This is a genomic window from Acinetobacter sp. BSP-28, assembly GCF_044130285.1.
Classification (GTDB): Bacteria; Pseudomonadota; Gammaproteobacteria; order Pseudomonadales; family Moraxellaceae; genus Acinetobacter.
Genome location: NZ_JBIQOB010000028.1, coordinates 15336 through 34315, shown reverse-complemented (window position 1 = coordinate 34315; position 18980 = coordinate 15336). Strand labels below are relative to the sequence as shown.

At 42.1% G+C, this 18980-nt stretch carries 20 protein-coding genes and 1 pseudogene; 11 read left to right on the top strand and 10 right to left on the bottom strand.

All coding sequences use genetic code 11. The features are described 5' to 3' along the window. Both ACE01R_RS15880 and ACE01R_RS15875 read right to left on the bottom strand, forming a co-directional pair. Window positions 1-131 (bottom strand): annotated as a pseudogene (locus tag ACE01R_RS15880) (electron transfer flavoprotein subunit beta/FixA family protein); the annotation flags it as partial. A 502-nt stretch (window positions 132-633) separates the two neighbouring features. Next, window positions 634-1239, bottom strand: a complete 606-nt coding sequence (locus ACE01R_RS15875) for a LysE family translocator (RefSeq protein ID WP_395552488.1) — start codon at window positions 1237-1239, stop codon at window positions 634-636. 113 nt (window positions 1240-1352) lie between these two features. Between ACE01R_RS15875 and ACE01R_RS15870 the strand changes: the two genes are divergently transcribed. After that, on the top strand, window positions 1353-1847 hold the full coding sequence (locus ACE01R_RS15870; protein ID WP_395552487.1) for an Lrp/AsnC family transcriptional regulator: 495 nt from the start codon (window positions 1353-1355) through the stop codon (window positions 1845-1847). A gap of 10 nt (window positions 1848-1857) precedes the next feature. Further along, window positions 1858-2412: a GNAT family N-acetyltransferase gene (locus tag ACE01R_RS15865; protein ID WP_395552486.1), complete on the top strand. Its 555-nt coding sequence runs from the start codon at window positions 1858-1860 to the stop codon at window positions 2410-2412. Between the two features lies 1 nt (window position 2413). On the opposite strand, the gene ACE01R_RS15860 is transcribed toward ACE01R_RS15865, so the two are convergent. The 7 genes from ACE01R_RS15860 to ACE01R_RS15830 all read right to left on the bottom strand — a co-directional run bounded on the left by ACE01R_RS15860 (window position 2414) and on the right by ACE01R_RS15830 (window position 8869). After that, window positions 2414-2785 (bottom strand): hypothetical protein, encoded by a 372-nt coding sequence (locus tag ACE01R_RS15860; protein ID WP_395552485.1) that lies wholly within the window; start codon window positions 2783-2785, stop codon window positions 2414-2416. Window positions 2786-3070: 285 nt separating this feature from the next. Beyond that, window positions 3071-3964, bottom strand: coding sequence for a site-specific tyrosine recombinase/integron integrase (gene xerA, locus ACE01R_RS15855; protein ID WP_395552490.1), 894 nt, complete (start codon window positions 3962-3964; stop codon window positions 3071-3073). 105 nt (window positions 3965-4069) lie between these two features. Beyond that, window positions 4070-4885 (bottom strand): enhanced serine sensitivity protein SseB C-terminal domain-containing protein, encoded by an 816-nt coding sequence (locus ACE01R_RS15850; RefSeq protein ID WP_395552484.1) that lies wholly within the window; start codon window positions 4883-4885, stop codon window positions 4070-4072. Between the two features lie 81 nt (window positions 4886-4966). Next, entirely contained in the window at window positions 4967-5812 is an 846-nt protein-coding gene (dapF, locus tag ACE01R_RS15845; protein WP_395552483.1) for a diaminopimelate epimerase, read from the bottom strand. A gap of 14 nt (window positions 5813-5826) precedes the next feature. Continuing rightward, a complete protein-coding gene (gene lysA, locus ACE01R_RS15840) occupies window positions 5827-7071 on the bottom strand; it encodes a diaminopimelate decarboxylase (RefSeq protein WP_395552482.1) in 1245 nt (414 codons plus the stop codon). A gap of 38 nt (window positions 7072-7109) precedes the next feature. Then, window positions 7110-7331, bottom strand: coding sequence for a lipoprotein (locus tag ACE01R_RS15835; RefSeq protein WP_395552481.1), 222 nt, complete (start codon window positions 7329-7331; stop codon window positions 7110-7112). A 134-nt stretch (window positions 7332-7465) separates the two neighbouring features. After that, entirely contained in the window at window positions 7466-8869 is a 1404-nt protein-coding gene (locus tag ACE01R_RS15830) for an amino acid permease (RefSeq protein ID WP_395552480.1), read from the bottom strand. 285 nt (window positions 8870-9154) lie between these two features. Here ACE01R_RS15830 and radA point away from each other — a divergent pair, with 285 nt between their 5' ends. From radA to ACE01R_RS15800, 6 genes are all read left to right on the top strand, one after another. Then, on the top strand, window positions 9155-10546 hold the full coding sequence (gene radA / locus ACE01R_RS15825) for a DNA repair protein RadA (protein WP_395552479.1): 1392 nt from the start codon (window positions 9155-9157) through the stop codon (window positions 10544-10546). Window positions 10547-10659: 113 nt separating this feature from the next. Continuing rightward, on the top strand, window positions 10660-11622 hold the full coding sequence (locus tag ACE01R_RS15820; RefSeq protein ID WP_395552478.1) for a Tim44 domain-containing protein: 963 nt from the start codon (window positions 10660-10662) through the stop codon (window positions 11620-11622). Window positions 11623-11852: 230 nt separating this feature from the next. Further along, entirely contained in the window at window positions 11853-12200 is a 348-nt protein-coding gene (locus tag ACE01R_RS15815; protein WP_395552489.1) for a hypothetical protein, read from the top strand. A 1-nt stretch (window position 12201) separates the two neighbouring features. Then, a complete protein-coding gene (locus ACE01R_RS15810; protein ID WP_395552477.1) occupies window positions 12202-13962 on the top strand; it encodes a PepSY-associated TM helix domain-containing protein in 1761 nt (586 codons plus the stop codon). Then, window positions 13959-14297 (top strand): DUF3325 domain-containing protein, encoded by a 339-nt coding sequence (locus ACE01R_RS15805; RefSeq protein WP_395552476.1) that lies wholly within the window; start codon window positions 13959-13961, stop codon window positions 14295-14297. The genes ACE01R_RS15810 and ACE01R_RS15805 overlap by 4 nt, the downstream gene beginning before the upstream one ends. A 98-nt stretch (window positions 14298-14395) precedes the next feature. After that, on the top strand, window positions 14396-14911 hold the full coding sequence (locus tag ACE01R_RS15800; protein WP_395552475.1) for a tetratricopeptide repeat protein: 516 nt from the start codon (window positions 14396-14398) through the stop codon (window positions 14909-14911). A gap of 54 nt (window positions 14912-14965) precedes the next feature. On the opposite strand, the gene ACE01R_RS15795 is transcribed toward ACE01R_RS15800, so the two are convergent. Beyond that, window positions 14966-15490, bottom strand: coding sequence for a cysteine peptidase family C39 domain-containing protein (locus ACE01R_RS15795; RefSeq protein WP_395552474.1), 525 nt, complete (start codon window positions 15488-15490; stop codon window positions 14966-14968). A 222-nt stretch (window positions 15491-15712) separates the two neighbouring features. Here ACE01R_RS15795 and ahcY point away from each other — a divergent pair, with 222 nt between their 5' ends. The 3 genes from ahcY to ACE01R_RS15780 all read left to right on the top strand — a co-directional run bounded on the left by ahcY (window position 15713) and on the right by ACE01R_RS15780 (window position 18827). Next, on the top strand, window positions 15713-17095 hold the full coding sequence (gene ahcY, locus ACE01R_RS15790; RefSeq protein WP_395552473.1) for an adenosylhomocysteinase: 1383 nt from the start codon (window positions 15713-15715) through the stop codon (window positions 17093-17095). Between the two features lie 145 nt (window positions 17096-17240). Further along, a complete protein-coding gene (gene metF / locus ACE01R_RS15785) occupies window positions 17241-18077 on the top strand; it encodes a methylenetetrahydrofolate reductase [NAD(P)H] (RefSeq protein ID WP_395552472.1) in 837 nt (278 codons plus the stop codon). A 33-nt stretch (window positions 18078-18110) separates the two neighbouring features. After that, the gene (locus ACE01R_RS15780; RefSeq protein ID WP_395552471.1) at window positions 18111-18827 is read left to right on the top strand and encodes a 16S rRNA (uracil(1498)-N(3))-methyltransferase; all 717 of its coding nucleotides are present in this window, start codon (window positions 18111-18113) and stop codon (window positions 18825-18827) included. Window positions 18828-18980: the final 153 nt, after the last annotated feature.

Below are 18980 nucleotides of genomic sequence, written 5' to 3'. Positions count from 1 at the left end.
TCCACTGCGATTTCACAGAATGGGTTAATTGACATTTTAACGTTAGTAAGGTCAACCCCACTATTGTCCGGTTTAACGCGAACTTTAACGTTGGCATCAACCACACGTTTTACAGCAACAAGAGCCTTCATGTAATCCTCGGCTGTTTTAGCAAATGTAAATGTTGAGAAAAGTTATAATAACTCTTCACTTAAATTTTTTTAGGTGCCCTATCTTGCAATGTGTACGGCATTTCGGTCAAGTCACAATTATCGAAACAGCTGTAAAAATGCATCATTTTCCTTGAACTTGGCGTTCATATTTTTTTCTCATGCTTTTATTAAGATGAAATTCCTGAATATTTATTTATTTTTTAAGTATTGATTTTTATTATATTTTTATTTGATTAACTTCATCAAAAGATCTGATTTAATACTTGTTTCCGATTAGTTTTTGATTGATCTGGCATACATGGATGACCTGGCAGCCAAAGTAATGAATTGTCATTTAAGACAGATTACGCTAATCGCTACATTCTGTTTGTCCTAAAATCGAGCGCTTTTTAAAGTTAAAGATGTAACAAAGTACTTTTTATGGATAAATACCATTCTATATAAGAGAGCATGCCATAACGACATGCTTTCCTGAAATTTATCAGTTAATGATCAGCCAGGTTGCAGCCAACATTAACAGGCCTCCTGAACCGCCATCAATCCATTTCTGTTTACGTTCATCAATATGGGTGTTTTGGGTAACTTTGGCAAAGATCACACTCAAACTGCAATACACTACAAAGATGAGTCCAATAAAGATAAAGGACAAGATTAAACCCTGATTCACCGTATTCCCGGCTTTATCAATAAATTGCGGTAAAATTGCAAAATAGATCAGCATGCCTTTCGGATTTAAAAGCGCAGTAAAGAAACCTTTTTTTACAGGACTGGAGGATGATTTTTTCTCGATGGCTAGTTTATTTTGACTAAACACCGACTTGATCAAACTAAAAGCCAAGAATAATAGATAAGCGATCCCGAGCCAGCGAATGGTTTCAAATAACATCGGGAAAGAAACAATAATGGCTGCGATACCCAAAGCCACCAAAACAGAATGGACTAAATATCCCAAGCAAATTCCTACAGTTGCCAGCATGCCTGCTTTTGCATCTTTACCCATCACTTGTGACAAGATAAACAGCATATCTGGTCCAGGGGTGAAAATAAGCGGGATAACCGTTAAGGCGAATAGTGCAAATACAGACATTTCCTTTTCCCTTTCCATATCTTGAAAGTGAAAATTAGTATCGAATAAATAGTACAAAATAGGATTTCAAATATTCTATAATTATGATTATTTTTCGAATTATATTCTATTTTATGAAACTATCTTCCAAATCTGTTTCAGTAAAACTGGACCGTATTGATAAAAATATCATTCGAGCCTTACAAAATAATGGCCGGATGCAGAATAATGATCTGGCCCGTGAAATTGGGCTGTCGCCATCCTCCTGTTTGCGTCGGGTGAAATTACTGGAAGAAGCAGGCGTGATTCAGAGCTACACCACTGTGGTCGATCCGCAAAAAATTGGCTTGCAGCTGATATTGTTTTCACGAATCTGGTTAACCGGACAGGATGCTGAAACCATTGATACCTTCATTGAAGCTATGAAGGAACTTCCCCAGGTGATGGAGTGTTATATTATTTTGGGCGAATGCGATGCCATGCTGAAAGTGGTTGTGCCCGATCTGGAAAGTTACCGTAAATTTCAGTCGGCGCATCTCACCAAGAAAAATGGTATTACCAGCGTAAAAACGGATTTACCCAGCCAGATTATTAAACAGAGTTTCCAATTACCGCTCGATGACCTTTAGGACATCTAAAATGAGTTTACAGCTTGAGACATCACGTTTAATTTTAAGAGCATGGAAAAATTCCGATCTCAAGCCATTTTATGCCTTGAATTGCAACCCTGAAGTAATGCGTTATTTTCCAGATTGCTTAACTCGAGCACAAAGTGATGCACTCGCGCATAGATTTCAAGGCCTGATCGAAACGCAAGCTTGGGGTGTCTGGGCAATCGAATTAAAACAGACAGGTGAATTTATTGGATTCACAGGATTACATGCTCAACCGCGTCAGTTTACATTTTCACCCTGTACCGAAATCGCCTGGCGACTTGAGCAGAAATATTGGGGCAATGGTTTTGCTACCGAAGCTGCAACGGCGTGCTTAAACTTTGCTTTTGATTCACTCAATCTAAAACAAATCGTGGCATTCACTGCGGCACAAAACATTAAATCTCAAGCTGTGATGCAACGTTTAGGCATGCAGTTTAAGGACTACTTCAATCACCCTGCTTTAGATGACAGCAGTCCCTTACAAAGACATGTGCTTTATCAAATTGCCGCTGCTCAATTTAGCAAACGAAAAGAATAAATTAAGCAGGCTGATTATGCAAAAAGTCACGATGGATGTGGCTTAAATCAATTAAATCATAAGCCTGAAGGTTAAATATTTTCCAAACTGCTAGAAAGTCTTCTTTTAAATCAACATTTGATGTCGCAATTGGACGCTCCTGCCATTGCAGGTCTGAAATCCACAGATAGGTTTGTTTGGTCACATCATTAATCGCCTGTACCTTACCTTCTGCATTGATTCCTTGTACATGTGCATGGGCAGGTAAAACCGGTTCGATATTAGGCAAACTAATTTCTACAAAATGTTTAACTTGACGCAGTCCATAACCTGCAAAAATTTCTTTTTGCGCAGGTGTTAACTGGTCATATTTCTCTAAAATTCCTGTAATCATTGTTTCGCCTATCATTTTCCTTCCAATATTTAACTAACCTGCAGTGGAAGTATGAATAATTTCATCGCTATACATTATTCATGCAATCCACTGTATGGTTATACGTGATTCTTATACCCTATAAATTGGCTTTTTATTATCCGACAATAGTTCAAAATGTCATCTTTATAGACTGATATTTTTTCATGAGCTTATTTAACTTTAATGAACTCCCTTGACTGTCGCTAAAACAATCAAGCAAAGTCCACGCCATATTTATTCAAATTTTAACATTTTTTAATATTGTTACGACTTTTTAACTTGTGCTCGCGGATGTGCCTGATCATACACCTGCGCCAAATGATCAAAATCGACATGGGTATAAATTTGTGTCGTGGTCAAATTGCTATGTCCCAGCATTTCCTGCACTGCACGTAAATCCCGACTGTTTGACAACATATGACTGGCAAAGCAATGACGTAATAAGTGCGGATGCAAATCCACATTCACCCCGGCACGCAGAGCTTGCAGTTTCACCCGGTTTTCAATTTGCCGCGCACCTAACGGATTGCCCTTTTGGGTAATAAATACATGGGCATCCGGCACAAAATCACCATGCCATAAGGGATAGACTTGCAGCCATTTCATCACCGCATCTCGAGCCTTGCTACCAAATGGCACCACCCGGGTTTTATTACCCTTACCGGTAATACGTAACAACTGGCGGTTAAAGTCGACATCTTTAATACGCAAACCTTGTACCTCGGCCAAACGTAAACCACTGGAATACAGCAGTTCTAAAATGGCCTTATCGCGTAACCACATTTGCTGTTCGACTGGTTTTTCAGGGGCTGGTTGATCTAGAATCTGGTTCACGGTTTCAATATCGACCATGCCCGGAAGCGGTCTGGGAATACGTTTTAACTGAAAATCATCGGCAGGATTAAATGCCAGATACTGCCCCTGCTCGGCCCATTTCATAAATTGGCGAATGGACGAGAGCATACGCTGCAAGCTACTGGAACTTAAGCCTTGCTGTTCCACTTTATGAGCCAAATATTCACGTAGATCTGTGGTTTCGATATTGGCCAGATTCAGTTTTTTATTTTCACAAAAGTTTAAGAAATCGGAAACATCACGTTCATAGGCCTGTAAGGTATGTCTGGACTGATTTTGGATTTCCCGCTCCTTAAGCCACATTGCAAGTAACTGACTTTGATCAACAGTCATGGGGATGCTCCAGCTTCAAGGCTTGCAAAGAAAGATTCAAAACAGTGTGTTTCCAAAATGAAATGATTAGTTAAATTATGAGAACAGTCTAGCAAAAAATCCTTTTTCCTTCTGTTTTTTCCGCACATAGAATGGAGCTGTTTCCTGACGCAAGTAATGCTCTAATCCGCTGGTAGCGTGTACATCATCTAAATGTATAAGATCAATCAGTCTTTTTCTCTCTAAGCTTTCATACGCCACGTGTCCAATCTGATTTTTTAAACGTTGAAAGGATTCATTATTTATAGTCTGATCTGTTTCAAAACCAATCAACAATGTAGGTTCCTGATCACGCTTTGGATCATGCATCTGTGCAAGATATGCCGTTTTGACTTCAGGTTTGGTTTTAAGTAAAACTCGTAGCTGATCAATCATTTCATGAGGGTATTCTGCAGGTTGACCGAGCAATACTTCAGTCTGTTCCTGATACTCGTAACTTTCCAATAGCGAACCATATCCACCTTGTAAAAGAGCTTCCACCTCCTGAGGGAAAAACTCTTTCCCATATTCACTGTATGGGTTTAACACCAAATTAGCCCCTAAAGTCAGTTCAAAGAAATCTCTAGCAGGCATACGTAAATATGATTGTTCATCTTGAATCGCTTTTTGCAAACTCTCTAAAGATAAGAAAAAAGGTAGATATGTTTCACCCTTTTCATTCTGAAAATGTATCAAACTCACTTGACTCCCTCCAGGAAGTACATCTGAACTTCCCTGTGGACTGGTCTTGTCACTAAATCCAATACAATAAATCTCAGCGTTCAATAATTTTTCTAAAAATTCCGGACGTTGACTTGGCTCCGAACTCGCTTTGACAAGAAGATGTTCTAATTTCCTTTCGTTATTTTCCATGTTGTATTCTCATTATATTGACTAACCATCATTTCATTTATTAAGGGTATAAAAAAGCCCCGACGAATCAGGGCTCTAATTTCAACCTTGGTAATAACTCAAATCAATACGACCCTGATAGACGTTTGCCGTTGGGCCGGTCATCCACACCACATCGCCTTCTTTCCATTCAATTTGCAGCTTGCCACCAGCCAGTTCAATTTCAACATTATTAGCCAACAGGCCACGGCGCATACCGGAAACAGCTGCAGCACAGGCACCTGTACCACAGGCTAAAGTTTCACCAACACCACGTTCAAACACACGTAAACGTGCATGCTTTTCATCAATGATTTGCATAAAACCGGCATTGACACGTTGCGGGAAACGCTCATGTGATTCTACTTGTGGACCAATACGTGCGACATCTGCGGTAATGACATCGGGAACGATGGTCACTGCATGCGGATTCCCCATATTGACCACATCAATAGTCAACTTTTCATTGTTGGCCAGGTCAATGTCATACAAGTTTTCAGGCTCATCCGCCAAGAACGGGATTTCATTGGGCAAGAATTTAGGATAACCCATGTTCACACGAACCCAGCCATTTGCACCAAGTTCAGGCTCTACAATACCGGCTTTGGTCTGTACTTTAATTTTGGTTTTGGTCGTCAACTGACGTTCATGCACAAAACGCGCAAAACAGCGTACACCATTACCACACTGCTCAACTTCAGAACCGTCGGCATTGAAAATACGATATTTAAAATCGACATTGGGTAAATCAGGTGGTTCAACTATCAACAACTGGTCGAAACCAATGCCGAAATGACGGTCAGCCAAACGTTGAATGGTAACAGTATCCAAGTAGGCACGCTGACTGATCAGATCAACCACCATGAAGTCATTGCCCAGCCCATGCATTTTGGTAAATTCTAAAAACATCTCAGATATCTCCATTATGGCAATAACCGTTCACGTTCCCACAAAGATTCAATGGTTTCGCGCTCACGAATCAAGTATGCCTGATCACCATCAACCATCACTTCAGCAGCACGACCACGACTATTATAGTTCGAGCTCATTACAAAACCGTAAGCACCTGCACCCAATACAGCCAGTACATCATTTTCTTTGATGGCCAACTTACGCTCTTTACCCAGAAAATCACCTGTTTCACAAATCGCACCCACCACATCCCAGTCTTTTGCTTCGACGTCAGTACGTGGAGTCACTTCCTGAATATCCATCCACGCTTCATATAAAGCAGGACGAATCAGGTCGTTCATCGCGGCATCAATAATCGCGAAATTACGGTGATTGGTTGGTTTGAGCAAATCCACTTTGGTCAACAACACACCGGCATTGGCAGAAATACTGCGACCCGGTTCCATATAGACTTTCAAACCGAGTTTTTCTAAAGCCGGTTTCAAGGCATTGGCATACTCTTCGACAGTTGGCGGAACTTCATCTTTATAGGTCACACCTAAACCGCCACCAATATCGATGTGTTTAAGATTAATCCCCAACTCTTTAAGTTTTTCAATCATCACAATGACACGATCCAAGGCATCAACAAAAGGCTGGGTTTCAGTCAATTGTGAACCGATGTGACAGTCAATACCCACGACGTCCAGATTTGGCAATGACGCCGCATATTGATAGGTTTCAAATACGGTATCGGAAGGAATACCGAATTTATTTTCTTTTAAACCTGTTGAAATATAAGGATGAGTTTTAGCATCCACATCCGGGTTAACACGTAAAGAAATCGGGGCTTTTTTACCCAGTTCAGCTGCCACTTTTTGAATGCGATCAAGCTCTGCATAAGACTCAACATTGAAACAGGCAATTCCGACTTCCAAGGCTTTTTTGATATCTGCTTCAGATTTGCCTAAACCCGAGAATACGATTTTAGAGGCATCCCCACCTGCTTTAAGCACACGAGCAAGTTCACCGCCAGTGACAATATCAAAGCCCGCGCCACGCTTGGCCAGTACATTTAACACCGCAAGGTTAGAGTTTGACTTTACCGCAAAACAAATTTGATGATCGATAAAGCTAAATGCACGGTCCATATCTAAATAATGTTTTTCAAAAGTCGCTTTTGAATAAACATAAAGTGGCGTGCCAAATTGCTGCGCAAGCTGTTGTAGAGAACATTGCTCGGCATGCAAAACCCCATTGATGCGGGTAAAACTCATGAATGTATCCTTTCGATGACGCGTTTAGATATTGAAAATTAATTCGTTTCAGCAGATGAAGCTGGAAGCTCTTGTACTACTGGAGCTGCAGCTTCCTTATTTGAAGACTGCTGTTTTGAATCTACATTGGGATATAACAAATATTTTGCACGTTTGTCATAATTCGGATCGCTCGGTAGCTGCAAAGCTCCGGATTGACCACAACCGACTAAAGCAAAACCTGTTGCCAATAAACTGATGCAGCAAATGACAAGACGCATCTGACCACCTATTTCATATTTTCGAAGAAGTATAACCCGATCATGGGACATGACCAAAGCACTAAACGCTAGAGATTATAGTGTGTTAAAAAAAAACGCCAGTTTGAAACTGGCGTTTTAATCTTTTAGCTTGATTATTTATGTTTCGGTTTGTAGAAACCAAAGTAGCCAATAATCAGAATAATGAACCAGATCGGGCTGACCATCAGCGCTTTCATGGTATCGGCTTCTAAAGACAAGACATAAATCATGCCAATAAAGAAGATAATCACCACCCAACAGGTAAATAATCCACCTGGCAGTTTAAAGGTTGATTTGGCATGCAGTTCTGGACGTGTTTTGTAATACACAATATAGCTCCAGATAATCATCAACCAGACACAAATAAACAAGATGGTGGAAAGCGTGGTTGCTAAAGTGAAGGCTTCAACCGTATTCGGTACGAAGTACTGAAGTGCAGCACCCAGTAACAAACAGATTGCCGAGAAATACAAAGCATTTGCAGGCACAGCACGTTTATTCAAATGTCCAAAAGCTTTAGGACCCTGCTCTTCACGTGATAAACCAAACAACATACGGCTGGTTGAGAACACACCACTGTTCATGGATGACATTACCGAAGACAGTACCACCAAATTCATGATGATGGCTGCTGCCGCAATACCGGCTTGGCTAAACAGGTTTACAAACGGACTAATGCTAGGATCAATTTTATTCCATGGTGTTACCGACATGACAATCACCAATGCCAACACATAGAAAATGATGATACGAATCGGAATCGAGTTCACCGCTTTAGGCAAGTTGCGCTCTGGATCTTTGGTTTCCGCAGCAGTTGTACCAACTAGCTCTACCCCAACAAAGGCGAAGATCGCAATCTGGAAGCCTGCCAGAAAGCCGGTGACTCCAGTTGGGAAAATACCATCATGTGACCAAAGATGAGTAAATGATGCTACTTCACCGGCAGTTGAAGAGAATCCGGTAAAGATCATCCACAAGCCCACAAGGATGAGCACCACAATGGCAATAATCTTGATAAGCGCAAACCAGAACTCTAATTCACCGAATAGTCTTACGGTCACCAAGTTCAGCCCCATAATAAAGACAATGGCGGCAACACTGATCATGACCCCTTCGCCAGGCGTAAACGGCAGCCCTCCGTTAAAAAATTGCAGGTAATAAATAATGGCCGATAAGTCAGCAATACCAATGGTGATCCAGCACAGCCAATAGGTCCATCCGACAAAATAGCCCGCCCAAGGACCAATTAAATCTGTAGAAAAATCAATAAAAGACTTGTATTTCAGGTTAGACAGTAACAGTTCGCCAAGCGCACGCATGACCAAAAACACCATAAAACCAATAATCATATAAATGATCAGAATCGAAGGTCCGGCCAGGCTGATGGTTTTACCCGAACCCATGAATAAACCTGTACCAATTGCCCCGCCAATCGCAATAAGTTGCAAATGCCGATTCGATAAACTCCGCTGCAGTTCACCACCTTCAGTCGGTAAACTATGGTTCTCATTTGACATTGTTATTTTCGTCTCTCAAATTTCGTGTAATAAAAGTAGCTCAAATTAAAAAAAATAAATAAAGTTTTTTGAGCGATTGTTTAACATTTTTCAAGCCTAACCGTGTTTCTGTCGCTTTTTCATCCAAATCGAGTCCATTTTACTTTCCTTTTCTTCATTTCCCTTTGTTTTAGCAGTTTACGTGCCAAGATAAAGTTTGGCGAGAATTTATGCAAAAAATTGTATTTCCAGACAGCTATTGCTACATTCTTCACCCGTCTTCCTATTTATATAGATACCATTCAAATGAGCAAAGTCAAAACTGTATACCGTTGCGAACAATGTGGAACTGACCATCCCAAATGGGCGGGTCAATGTTCAGATTGCGGAGAATGGAATAGTCTGACTGAAGTTCGTCTTGAACCTGCAGTGAGTCACCGTGCACAACCGAAAATGGGCGGTGGCTATGCTGGTCAAGCGGCAACCATCACCACCCTGAATAAAGTTTCTGTTTCACATGAAACACGCTTGGCAACCGGGATTGGTGAATTTGACCGTGTATTGGGTGGAGGACTGGTTACCGGTTCAGTGGTCCTGATTGGAGGTGATCCCGGAATTGGTAAATCCACCATTCTTTTACAAACGGCTACCCATATGGCAGCTGCGCAGAGTTCTGCGCTCTATGTGACCGGTGAGGAATCGCTTTCGCAAGTCGCTTTGCGCGCCCATCGTCTGGAGTTACCGACTGAACATCTTAAAGTCATGGCAGAAACCTGTGTGGAACGGATTTGTGAAGTTTTAGCGCAAGAACGCCCTGCCGTTGCCATTCTCGATTCCATTCAAACCCTGTATACCGAAACCTTGCAATCAGCTCCGGGTGGCGTATCACAAATTCGTGAATCGGCAGCCTTACTGACCCGTTTTGCCAAAAATAGTGGCACGGCGCTGTTCATTGTGGGTCATGTGACCAAAGAAGGCGCATTGGCCGGGCCGCGTGTTTTAGAACACATGGTCGATTGTGTGCTGTATTTTGAGGGTCAGTCCGACTCTCGCTACCGGATGATTCGCGCGGTAAAAAACCGTTTTGGGGCAGTCAATGAATTGGGTGTATTTGGCATGACCGATAAAGGCCTACGCGAAGTTTCCAATCCGTCTGCTATTTTCTTAAGCCGTTATGATGAAGCCATTCCCGGTTCAATCGTGATGATTAGCCGTGAAGGTACTCGTCCACTGTTGGTCGAAGTGCAGGCCTTGGTGGATGATGCCCATGGGCAACCACGTCGTGTAGCACTCGGTCTGGAACAAAACCGGCTGAATATGCTGCTTGCGGTGATGCACCGTCATGGCGGTGTGCAAACCTCTGGACAAGATGTGTATGTGAATGTGGTCGGTGGTTTAAAGATTACTGAAACCGGTTCAGATCTGGCCGTTTTACTGGCCTGTGCATCCAGCTTGCGTGGCAAAGCCTTGCCACAACAACTGGCAGTATTTGGAGAGGTCGGATTATCCGGTGAAATTCGTCCGGTGCCGAATGGTCAGGAACGTTTAAAAGAAGCCATTAAGCATGGTTTTAAATACATTATTTTGCCTCGAGGCAATGCGCCACAAAAACCAATTCCGAACGTGCAGATCATTTCGGTAGCACGTTTGCATGAGGCATTGACTGAAGCCATAAGCTTAAGTGAAGAACTGGCTTAAGCTTAAACATATGAAAGATTATGTAAAAAAAACACCAATTTGATATTGAAATTCAGGGCAAATGACTGCATAACTATAGGGCTATAATTTATTTTTTTATTTAGGAAAAATCGATGGAAGTTCGACAGCGTGGTTTGATGGCCGGTATTTTAATGGCAGCTTTGGTGGTTGCACCGATGGCCGAAGCGAAACGTGCAGGTGGTGGTAAAAGCCATGGCATGACTCGTTCTGCTGCTCCAACCCAATCTTACCAACAACCGCGTCAAGCTACTCCTGTTCAACAACCTGTTGCTCCTGCCCAACAAAAATCTGGTTCAGGTGTAGGTAAAATGGTTGCTGCTGGTGTTGCTGGTGCTGCAGTTGGTGCAGTTGCAGCTAATGCTTTAGCAGATGATAAAGCTGCAAGTGAAGCACAAGCTCAGCAAGAGGAAGAAAAAGGCGGAATTCCGGGCTGGATCTGGATTCTTCTGGCAGCAGCAGCGGCATTCTTCTTGTTCCGTAAATTCGGAGCAAAAAAAAAATTAGCAGCCAATAATCCTTATGCACCAAACAATGCTGGAAACACAGCGCCGTTTGGTCAACAAAATGCAGCACCACGTACTTCAAATGACAGCACCAATATTTTTGGTCAGTCTGTAGGTGGTTCTGCAGGTGCAGCAACTCAAGCGCCTTTTGGTGCAGCGTCAACACAAAGCGGCAACCAATTGCCAGATGGCACCGAACCTGCTGCATTCTTGCGTGTTGCCCGTCAACGCTTTAACCATATTCAGTCCATGAATACAGCAAGCAACATTGCTGAAATTCAACGTTATTTAACGCCTGATTTGTATCAGTCTATGTATAACGACATTATGGCGAACCAAGACCAGGACGTTGCCGAGTTCTCTAACCTGAATGCAATGGTGGTCGATTCTGCAACTGAAAATGGCCAATATGTTGTAAGTGTTCGTTTTACCGGTACAGTAAGCGAAGACTTAAACAGCTTGCCACAACCTTTTGCAGAAGTTTGGCATTTTGTAAAACCTGCGGGTTCTAACCAGGACTGGTTAGTTGCCGGTATTCAACAAGAGGCTTAAGGTCTTTTGAACTAAAAACAGCGACTTCGGTCGCTGTTTTTTTGGGGGGATACCCAAAATAATAAAACAGAGCATTCATCTGCCATTCCCTGCTTTATCTCATCTTCAAGGATAAAACCTTAAAAATATTGAACTAAATCAAAAAAAATACTCTCACACCCGTTCTAATAGTTAATGATAATTGCTATCATTTATATTAACTTTAAACATTTCCAGATATTTAGCCGATGATGAACAGCTCCCCACCTGAGGCTGTCGTGACAAACGTCACTACTTCAACGCCCAAAACCACCAAAGCAACATCTTCTGTATTAATTTACCGCTTCATGATTTTCTACCGCTTTGCCTTGGCAATGGTTGGTGGTTATGTGCTCGCGATGCCATCTGCAATGGTCATTGCAGACCTTTTCAAAGAAGATCGCGGCAGTGCAGCCATGAGCGCCACTCTCATTGCGTTCTTACTGTGGGCCTGTGCATTTATCTGGGTTTTTATGGTGAATAAAACCAGTAAAGCAACGCTGGGGATTTTAATCCCGACTGTATGTCTGTACATCGTTTATAAAATGCTAGGAATTTGATATGCGCGTAGATGCAAAAGTAGAAGGTCCACGCCAATCGATGTCTTGGCTGCATACCTGGGCGAGTCTTATTTTAGGCTGGCTGCTATATGCCATTTTTCTAACGGGAACTTTAAGTTTTTTCCAAAATGAAATTACCACTTGGATGAAACCTGAATTTCATCAATCTGTCCCCCCTGCATCACAGCTTCAACAAACCCGAGTTGCACTCGCCTATTTACAAAAGAACCATCCGGATGCAGGCAGCTGGAATATACAGTTGCCAAATTCACGCCAGAACTTTACACAAATTACTGTACGTGAACAAGGAGAAGACCTGCGTGCACGCCGTGGTGGCAAACGTATCACTTTAGATAGCGCAACTGGTGAAGTGCTTGAAGCGCGAGAAACTCGAGGAGGCAGTTTCCTGTATCGTTTCCATTTTGAGCTCTATGGCATGCCACGCATGTGGACACGCTGGTTTGTCGGTATCGCAACACTGCTCATGTTGGTTGCGATCATCAGTGGTGTGATTACCCATAAAAAAATCTTTAAAGATTTCTTTACCTTCCGCTCCGGCAAAGGTCAGCGTTCATGGCTAGATGCGCATAATGCAACAGCTGTTTTTGCACTTCCCTTCCACATCATGATTACCTTGAGTGGCTTATTACTGCTGCTGTTTACCCTTATGCCTTGGGGAATTGAACGGATTTATGAAAACCGTGGTCAATTCTTGCAAGAACAAAACCGCGCTTTAGTTCAGGAAAATAAATCTGAATCTCGTGATGGTAAAGCATCTAATGAAGAGCGTTCTGAACGTGGTGAAAAGGCTGAGCAAGCTCAACAGCATGGCATGCAGCAAGCACGTGGAAATACGGGCGAAAGTCACGGTGAAGGTCGTGGTGAACGTAAAGTCAAACGTGAAGAAAAACCGGCAGTTGCCGCACCACTCACCGACCTTGCGCCAATTGTGACCGCGGTACAAGCTGAATGGAAAACCAATCCAATCAGTACCATCAACATTATTGCACCAAATACCGACCAAGCCAAAATTGAACTGCGTGCCCTGCACGGCGAAAGCGTGGCTTACCGTAACGTCTATGCCAGCATGCAATTTGATGGCGTCACAGGTAAAAACCTCACTGATGACAGTGCAAAATTAAAACATCCATCCGTACCAATGGGTATTTACAACGTGGTCACCACTCTGCATGAAGCACGCGGTGTCGATTTAGCCCTGCGATGGCTATTATTTATTTCAGGGATTGTGGGCACATTAATGGTGGCGACTGGTCTGATTTTATGGTGTGTTAAACGTGCGCCACAGCAGCAAAAACAAGGCTTTAAATCTTTGGGTTACCGCACTGTTGAAGTGACCAACATTGCGGCAATTATTGGTTTACCGATTGCCTGTGCAGCATTTTTCTATGCCAACCGTTTTATTCCAGCAGAGATGGAAATGCGCTCAAACTGGGAAATTCGCAGCTTCTTTATCGTTTGGCTAATGACATTCATTTATGCGATGTTCCGCACTCACCGCCAAGCCTGGTTAGAGTTACTGGCATTTGCCACTATTGTTTTTGCCTTACTGCCAATCGTGAACTTTATGACAGGCGGGCAAGCGCTGTGGAACAGCATCGCACATGGTCAATGGGTCATTGCATCATTTGATTTAGCTATGTGGCTTTTGGCAGCTCTATTTGCCTATTCACTCTACAAAGTGAAAAAGCATCAAGGATTGCCTGTTAAGAAAGCCCGTCCTGTGAAGGAGACTACAACATGATCTTCTTTCTTCTAATTTGGTCTCTGAACAGTTTAGGCTTTTTTGCATTAGCCAGCAGCATGTCAAAGCATCAAAAGCAATTCTTTCAACATGAATTGACTCAAAGTAAAACACGTTTAGCCACTTTGGTCGGTTGGTGTTTACTGATACTCACTTTAATGATCTGTCTATCTTTAGGCACACCAAGTAACAACATCAGTTATTGGTTTGGTGCTTTAACGATTGCCGCATTATTTGCTGGCTTATGTACGAGCTATATTGCCCAGCATTTTTGGAAAATTATTGCTGGTCTGATCATAGTTTTAGTTCTCAGTAGTGCCCTGCTGTTGATATAAAATGTTCAAAATAGCTGCTTTAAAATAAAAGCCAGTCTTCAGATTGGCTTTTTTATTTCATTCCTTTTAGGCTATATAAAATTTTTTGGTATTTTGATATGTCTACTCCTGTTTCCATCCCAACAGCTTTGATTAATCGCGCAATTGCTGGCAATGCCGAAGCTCAATTTGAAGTTGCTGAACTGTATATGCAAAGTGAAAATGACGACGACATTGCACTTGCTGAAGAATGGGCACTAAAAGCCGCTGAAAATGGCAATGTCGAAGCGATGTATTGGCTGGGCGAAGGTTATACCGTATATGCCAAAGATTTGGCGGAAGAAGACCCGGAAGAATCCAAAGCACACTTTGAACTCGGCTATTACTGGTTAAGTAAAGCCAATATGCAAAAGCACCCTGCTGCCACCTTGGAACTGGCAGGCTATTATCGCCGTGGTGATGTGATTGAGAAAGATGTCGCCAAGTCTGTTTCTTTGGTCAAACAGGCTGCTGAATGGGGTGAAGTTCAGGCCATGCGTGATTTGGCCTGCATCTATGAACATGGTTTAGGTGTCGATATTAACGAAGAACAAGCAGATTATTGGTCTGATAAAGCACAAGCTGCTGAACAATAATTGGATTAAAAAGCCCGTCAAATGATGGGCTTTTGTTTTATACAGTTTTAAACATTAACGCTCGATATAATCATTTGCGTCAACAACAATCACTTGCTGACAAATCCCTTCCGCTTTTCGTTGTTGTTCAAATATAGCCGAAGGCATCGGATCGAAACTGTCAAAGAAACAAATTTCCTGCTCATTGACATCATAAACAAGTGAGTGATTACCCACGTTTTCTAAAGTGTCGTAATAGACAATCACAAATTTATTTTGCTCAAAGGCTTGCTGGATTTGCCTATAATTTAACGCTGGGAGAATGGGCAAATTGAGTTGTTCAGCTTCTTTATAACTGAGTTTCTCATTCTCCTGAAGATCAGGGTCATGACCGGTATAAAATTGAACATTAAAACCAAACTTTTTTAATCCCACAGCAAGACCTATGGTTGTGGTGCCATTTTCAGCATCATATCCACATACATCTACAAGTTGCTGAATATCGGCATCGATACCTAAATGTTGCAGCAACATCCATACAGCATAGATACCGCCGTTTGCTTCCAGATTCGCTAATTCTTCAGGCATTTCCAAAGCCATAATTTTCACCCAAAATATGATTGTGCTGATAATAATCAATTTCAGATTGGAACAGAATCAATTTCCAAGTACAATAGCCCGCTAGTCGAGGGATGCTGCGACGTTTTACAGGTACGAAATGTAAAAGCGCCAGGCTCGACGATCGGTTTAAATACTCTTTTGAACCAAAAACGGCATCCGCGAACAGAACGATCCAATCTATTTTTTCTCTAGGAGATCCTGATGAACGCGGTTAATGCTTCATTTACAGATTATAAAGTTGCAGATATTTCCCTAGCTGACTACGGCCGTAAAGAAATCAAACTTGCTGAAGCAGAAATGCCAGCGCTAATTGGTTTACGTAAACGCTACTCAGCAGCAAAACCACTTGCAGGCGCGAAAATTCTCGGCTGTATTCACATGACCATTCAAACTGCAGTTTTAATTGAAACTCTAGTTGAATTGGGCGCTGAAGTTCGCTGGACTTCTTGCAACATCTTCTCTACTCAAGACCACGCTGCTGCTGCAATTGCTGCTCGTGGTATTCCTGTTTTTGCCTGGAAAGGTGAAACTGAAGAAGAATACATGTGGTGTCTTGAACAGCAAATCAATGTAAATGGCAAACCTTGGGATGCCAACATGATTCTGGATGATGGCGGTGACTTGACTGCTCTTGTTCACGAAAAATATCCTGAACTGATTGCTAAAATCCACGGTGTGACTGAAGAAACCACCACTGGTGTTCAACGTCTTTATGAAATGTTACGTGACGGTACTTTAAAAGTTCCTGCAATCAACGTAAACGACTCAGTAACCAAGTCTAAAAACGACAACAAGTACGGTTGCCGCCACTCTCTAAACGATGCCATCAAACGTGGTACTGACATGTTGATGTCTGGTCGTCGTGCCCTTGTGATTGGTTACGGTGACGTAGGTAAAGGTTCTGCTCAATCACTTCGTCAAGAAGGGATGATTGTTCGCGTAACTGAAATCGATCCAATCTGTGCAATGCAAGCATGTATGGATGGTTACGAAGTTGTATCTCCATACAAAAATGGCGTACAAACTGGCAAGAAAGAAGACATCAACCTTGACCTTCTTCAAAATACCGACCTGATCGTAACCACTACGGGTAACTACCACGTATGTGACTCTGCAATGTTAGATACATTAAAAGCAGGTTCAGTGGTTTGTAACATCGGGCACTTTGACACTGAAATCGATACCAATTACTTACGTGGCTACAAATGGGTTGAAGTTAAACCTCAAGTACACCAAGTGTATCGTTCAGAAAATGAAAACGATTATTTAATCCTGCTTTCTGAAGGCCGTTTGGTTAACCTTGGTAATGCAACTGGTCACCCATCACGCGTAATGGACGGTTCATTTGCTAACCAGGTATTGGGGCAAATGCACTTGTTCGCTGAAAAATTTGCTGATCTTCCTGAAGAACAAAAACAGGCTGCGATTCGTGTAGAACTACTTCCTAAGAAATTAGATGAAGAAGTTGCTGCGGCAATGGTTGCTGGTTTCGGCGGTGTCTTGACTCAATTGACTCAAGAACAAGCGGATTACTTAGGTGTAGCTGTTGAAGGTCCATTCAAATCTGAGACTTATAAATACTAAGTTTTATTTTTCCCTCATCCTAGCCTTCTCCCAGAGGGAGAAAGGAATTTTCACTTAACTTATTTAAATATGAAAGTTCCCTCTCCTTTCAGGAGAGAGTTAGGGAGAGGTTAAATTATAAGTATGGATAAAAAGGATTTGAAAAATGACCAAACGTATGCCAATTTCTTTTGAGTTTTTCCCGACCAAAACTGATGTCGGTGCGGAAAAACTTCGTGTTGTTCATAAAGAATTACAACTGTTAAATCCTGAATTCTTTTCAGTGACTTATGGTGCCGGTGGTTCTACCCGTGAACGCACACTTGCAGCAATCAATGACTTCAATGGTAAAGGCACACCAGTTGCCCCTCACCTGTCTTGTATCGGTGATGACAAAGCACGTATTGCCGAATTGCTTGATTTATACAAGTCGCAAGGCATCGACCGTATTGTTGCGCTTCGTGGTGACTTACCTTCAGGTCAGGTGGGTTTGGGTGAATTGCCTTATGCACAAGACCTGGTTCGTTTTATCCGCGAACATTCAGGCGATCACTTCCAAATTGAAGTTGCTGCTTACCCTGAAATGCATCCACAGGCAGAAAATTTTGATAAAGACATTCAACACTTTGTCGAAAAAGCCAATGCCGGTGCCAATGCCGCTTTAACCCAGTTCTTCTTTAATCCGGATGCCTATTTCTATTTTGTAGATCGCATTCAGAAAGAAGGTGTGAACATTCCGGTTGCTCCGGGCATTATGCCAATTACCAATGCAAGCAATTTGATTCGCTTCGCAGATGGTACTGGTGCAGAAATCCCGCGCTGGATTCGCAAGCAATTGGCCACTTATGGTGATGACACTGCCAGCATCAAAGCCTTTGGTCATGAAGTTGTGGTGAAATTGTGTGAACGTCTGCTTGCGGGCGGTGCACCGAGCTTGCACTTCTACACCATGAACACGACAGATCCAACACGTCAACTTGTACTAGACCTCGGTTTAGCATAAGTCATTAAATCCCTGTTTGAGAGTAAGACCTGAATGCCTCGTTTTTTTATTGAAGCTGATTTAGCCGAAAATACATCTGTTGAATTGACTGAAACAGTTTTTCATCATTGGGTTAAAGTCTTACGTGCTCAAGTTGGAGAAAAAGCCACCTTGTTTAATGGACAAGGTGGTGAATACGAAGTTACGCTGATTGAAGTAGCAAAAAAATCAGCCAGTGTTTCTGTCGACTCCTTCAATCCAGATGACCGCACCCCAGCTTTTACGACATTACTTGGACAAGTGATGAGTAAAGGTGACCGTATGGATTATGCCATTCAAAAAGCGACAGAATTGGGTGTCTCCAAAATCCAACTGCTTACCTCTGAACGCTGTGAAATGCGCCTTAAATATGATCGTGATCAAAAGAAAATAGATCACTGGCAAGGCATTGCCATCGCTGCTTGCGAACAATGTGGTATGAACAAAGTTCCCGAAGTTTTGGCACCTGTATCTTTGCAGGACTGGCTGGCAAGCAAATTACCTGCAACAAAGCTGGTACTTGCTCCCAATAAAGATCAGGTCGATGTGCTTGCTGCTGCTACCTCGGATATTGCCTTACTGATTGGACCTGAAGGCGGTTTAAGTGAAGCTGAAATACAATTATCCAACAATGCAGGCTTTATAAATTGGTGTATCGGCAATCGTGTGTTACGAACAGAAACTGCCCCAATTGTTGCTTTATCCATTTTAAACTACAACTTAACTGTATAGTTCATCAGAATTTGGATGAATAACCCCAGATTAGATTGATTTTTTCAAATAACATTATTAATCTTGATTTGAGGATATAAATGTATATTTGAAATACAATTTAGTTATTTTAAACACAATCAATATTTAAAAAGTAATTTATCGCAAAACAAT

What these genes read in the sequence shown, in the direction of transcription:
- ACE01R_RS15875 (WP_395552488.1), bottom strand. Translation starts at nt 1,239, where the DNA reads ATGTCTGTATTTGCACTATTCGCCTTAACGGTTATCCCGCTTATTTTC.
- ACE01R_RS15870 (WP_395552487.1), top strand. Translation starts at nt 1,353, where the DNA reads ATGAAACTATCTTCCAAATCTGTTTCAGTAAAACTGGACCGTATTGAT.
- ACE01R_RS15865 (WP_395552486.1), top strand. Translation starts at nt 1,858, where the DNA reads ATGAGTTTACAGCTTGAGACATCACGTTTAATTTTAAGAGCATGGAAA.
- ACE01R_RS15860 (WP_395552485.1), bottom strand. Translation starts at nt 2,785, where the DNA reads ATGATTACAGGAATTTTAGAGAAATATGACCAGTTAACACCTGCGCAA.
- xerA (WP_395552490.1), bottom strand. Translation starts at nt 3,964, where the DNA reads ATGTGGCTTAAGGAGCGGGAAATCCAAAATCAGTCCAGACATACCTTA.
- ACE01R_RS15850 (WP_395552484.1), bottom strand. Translation starts at nt 4,885, where the DNA reads ATGGAAAATAACGAAAGGAAATTAGAACATCTTCTTGTCAAAGCGAGT.
- dapF (WP_395552483.1), bottom strand. Translation starts at nt 5,812, where the DNA reads ATGTTTTTAGAATTTACCAAAATGCATGGGCTGGGCAATGACTTCATG.
- lysA (WP_395552482.1), bottom strand. Translation starts at nt 7,071, where the DNA reads ATGAGTTTTACCCGCATCAATGGGGTTTTGCATGCCGAGCAATGTTCT.
- ACE01R_RS15835 (WP_395552481.1), bottom strand. Translation starts at nt 7,331, where the DNA reads ATGCGTCTTGTCATTTGCTGCATCAGTTTATTGGCAACAGGTTTTGCT.
- ACE01R_RS15830 (WP_395552480.1), bottom strand. Translation starts at nt 8,869, where the DNA reads ATGTCAAATGAGAACCATAGTTTACCGACTGAAGGTGGTGAACTGCAG.
- radA (WP_395552479.1), top strand. Translation starts at nt 9,155, where the DNA reads ATGAGCAAAGTCAAAACTGTATACCGTTGCGAACAATGTGGAACTGAC.
- ACE01R_RS15820 (WP_395552478.1), top strand. Translation starts at nt 10,660, where the DNA reads ATGGAAGTTCGACAGCGTGGTTTGATGGCCGGTATTTTAATGGCAGCT.
- ACE01R_RS15815 (WP_395552489.1), top strand. Translation starts at nt 11,853, where the DNA reads ATGAACAGCTCCCCACCTGAGGCTGTCGTGACAAACGTCACTACTTCA.
- ACE01R_RS15810 (WP_395552477.1), top strand. Translation starts at nt 12,202, where the DNA reads ATGCGCGTAGATGCAAAAGTAGAAGGTCCACGCCAATCGATGTCTTGG.
- ACE01R_RS15805 (WP_395552476.1), top strand. Translation starts at nt 13,959, where the DNA reads ATGATCTTCTTTCTTCTAATTTGGTCTCTGAACAGTTTAGGCTTTTTT.
- ACE01R_RS15800 (WP_395552475.1), top strand. Translation starts at nt 14,396, where the DNA reads ATGTCTACTCCTGTTTCCATCCCAACAGCTTTGATTAATCGCGCAATT.
- ACE01R_RS15795 (WP_395552474.1), bottom strand. Translation starts at nt 15,490, where the DNA reads ATGGCTTTGGAAATGCCTGAAGAATTAGCGAATCTGGAAGCAAACGGC.
- ahcY (WP_395552473.1), top strand. Translation starts at nt 15,713, where the DNA reads ATGAACGCGGTTAATGCTTCATTTACAGATTATAAAGTTGCAGATATT.
- metF (WP_395552472.1), top strand. Translation starts at nt 17,241, where the DNA reads ATGACCAAACGTATGCCAATTTCTTTTGAGTTTTTCCCGACCAAAACT.
- ACE01R_RS15780 (WP_395552471.1), top strand. Translation starts at nt 18,111, where the DNA reads ATGCCTCGTTTTTTTATTGAAGCTGATTTAGCCGAAAATACATCTGTT.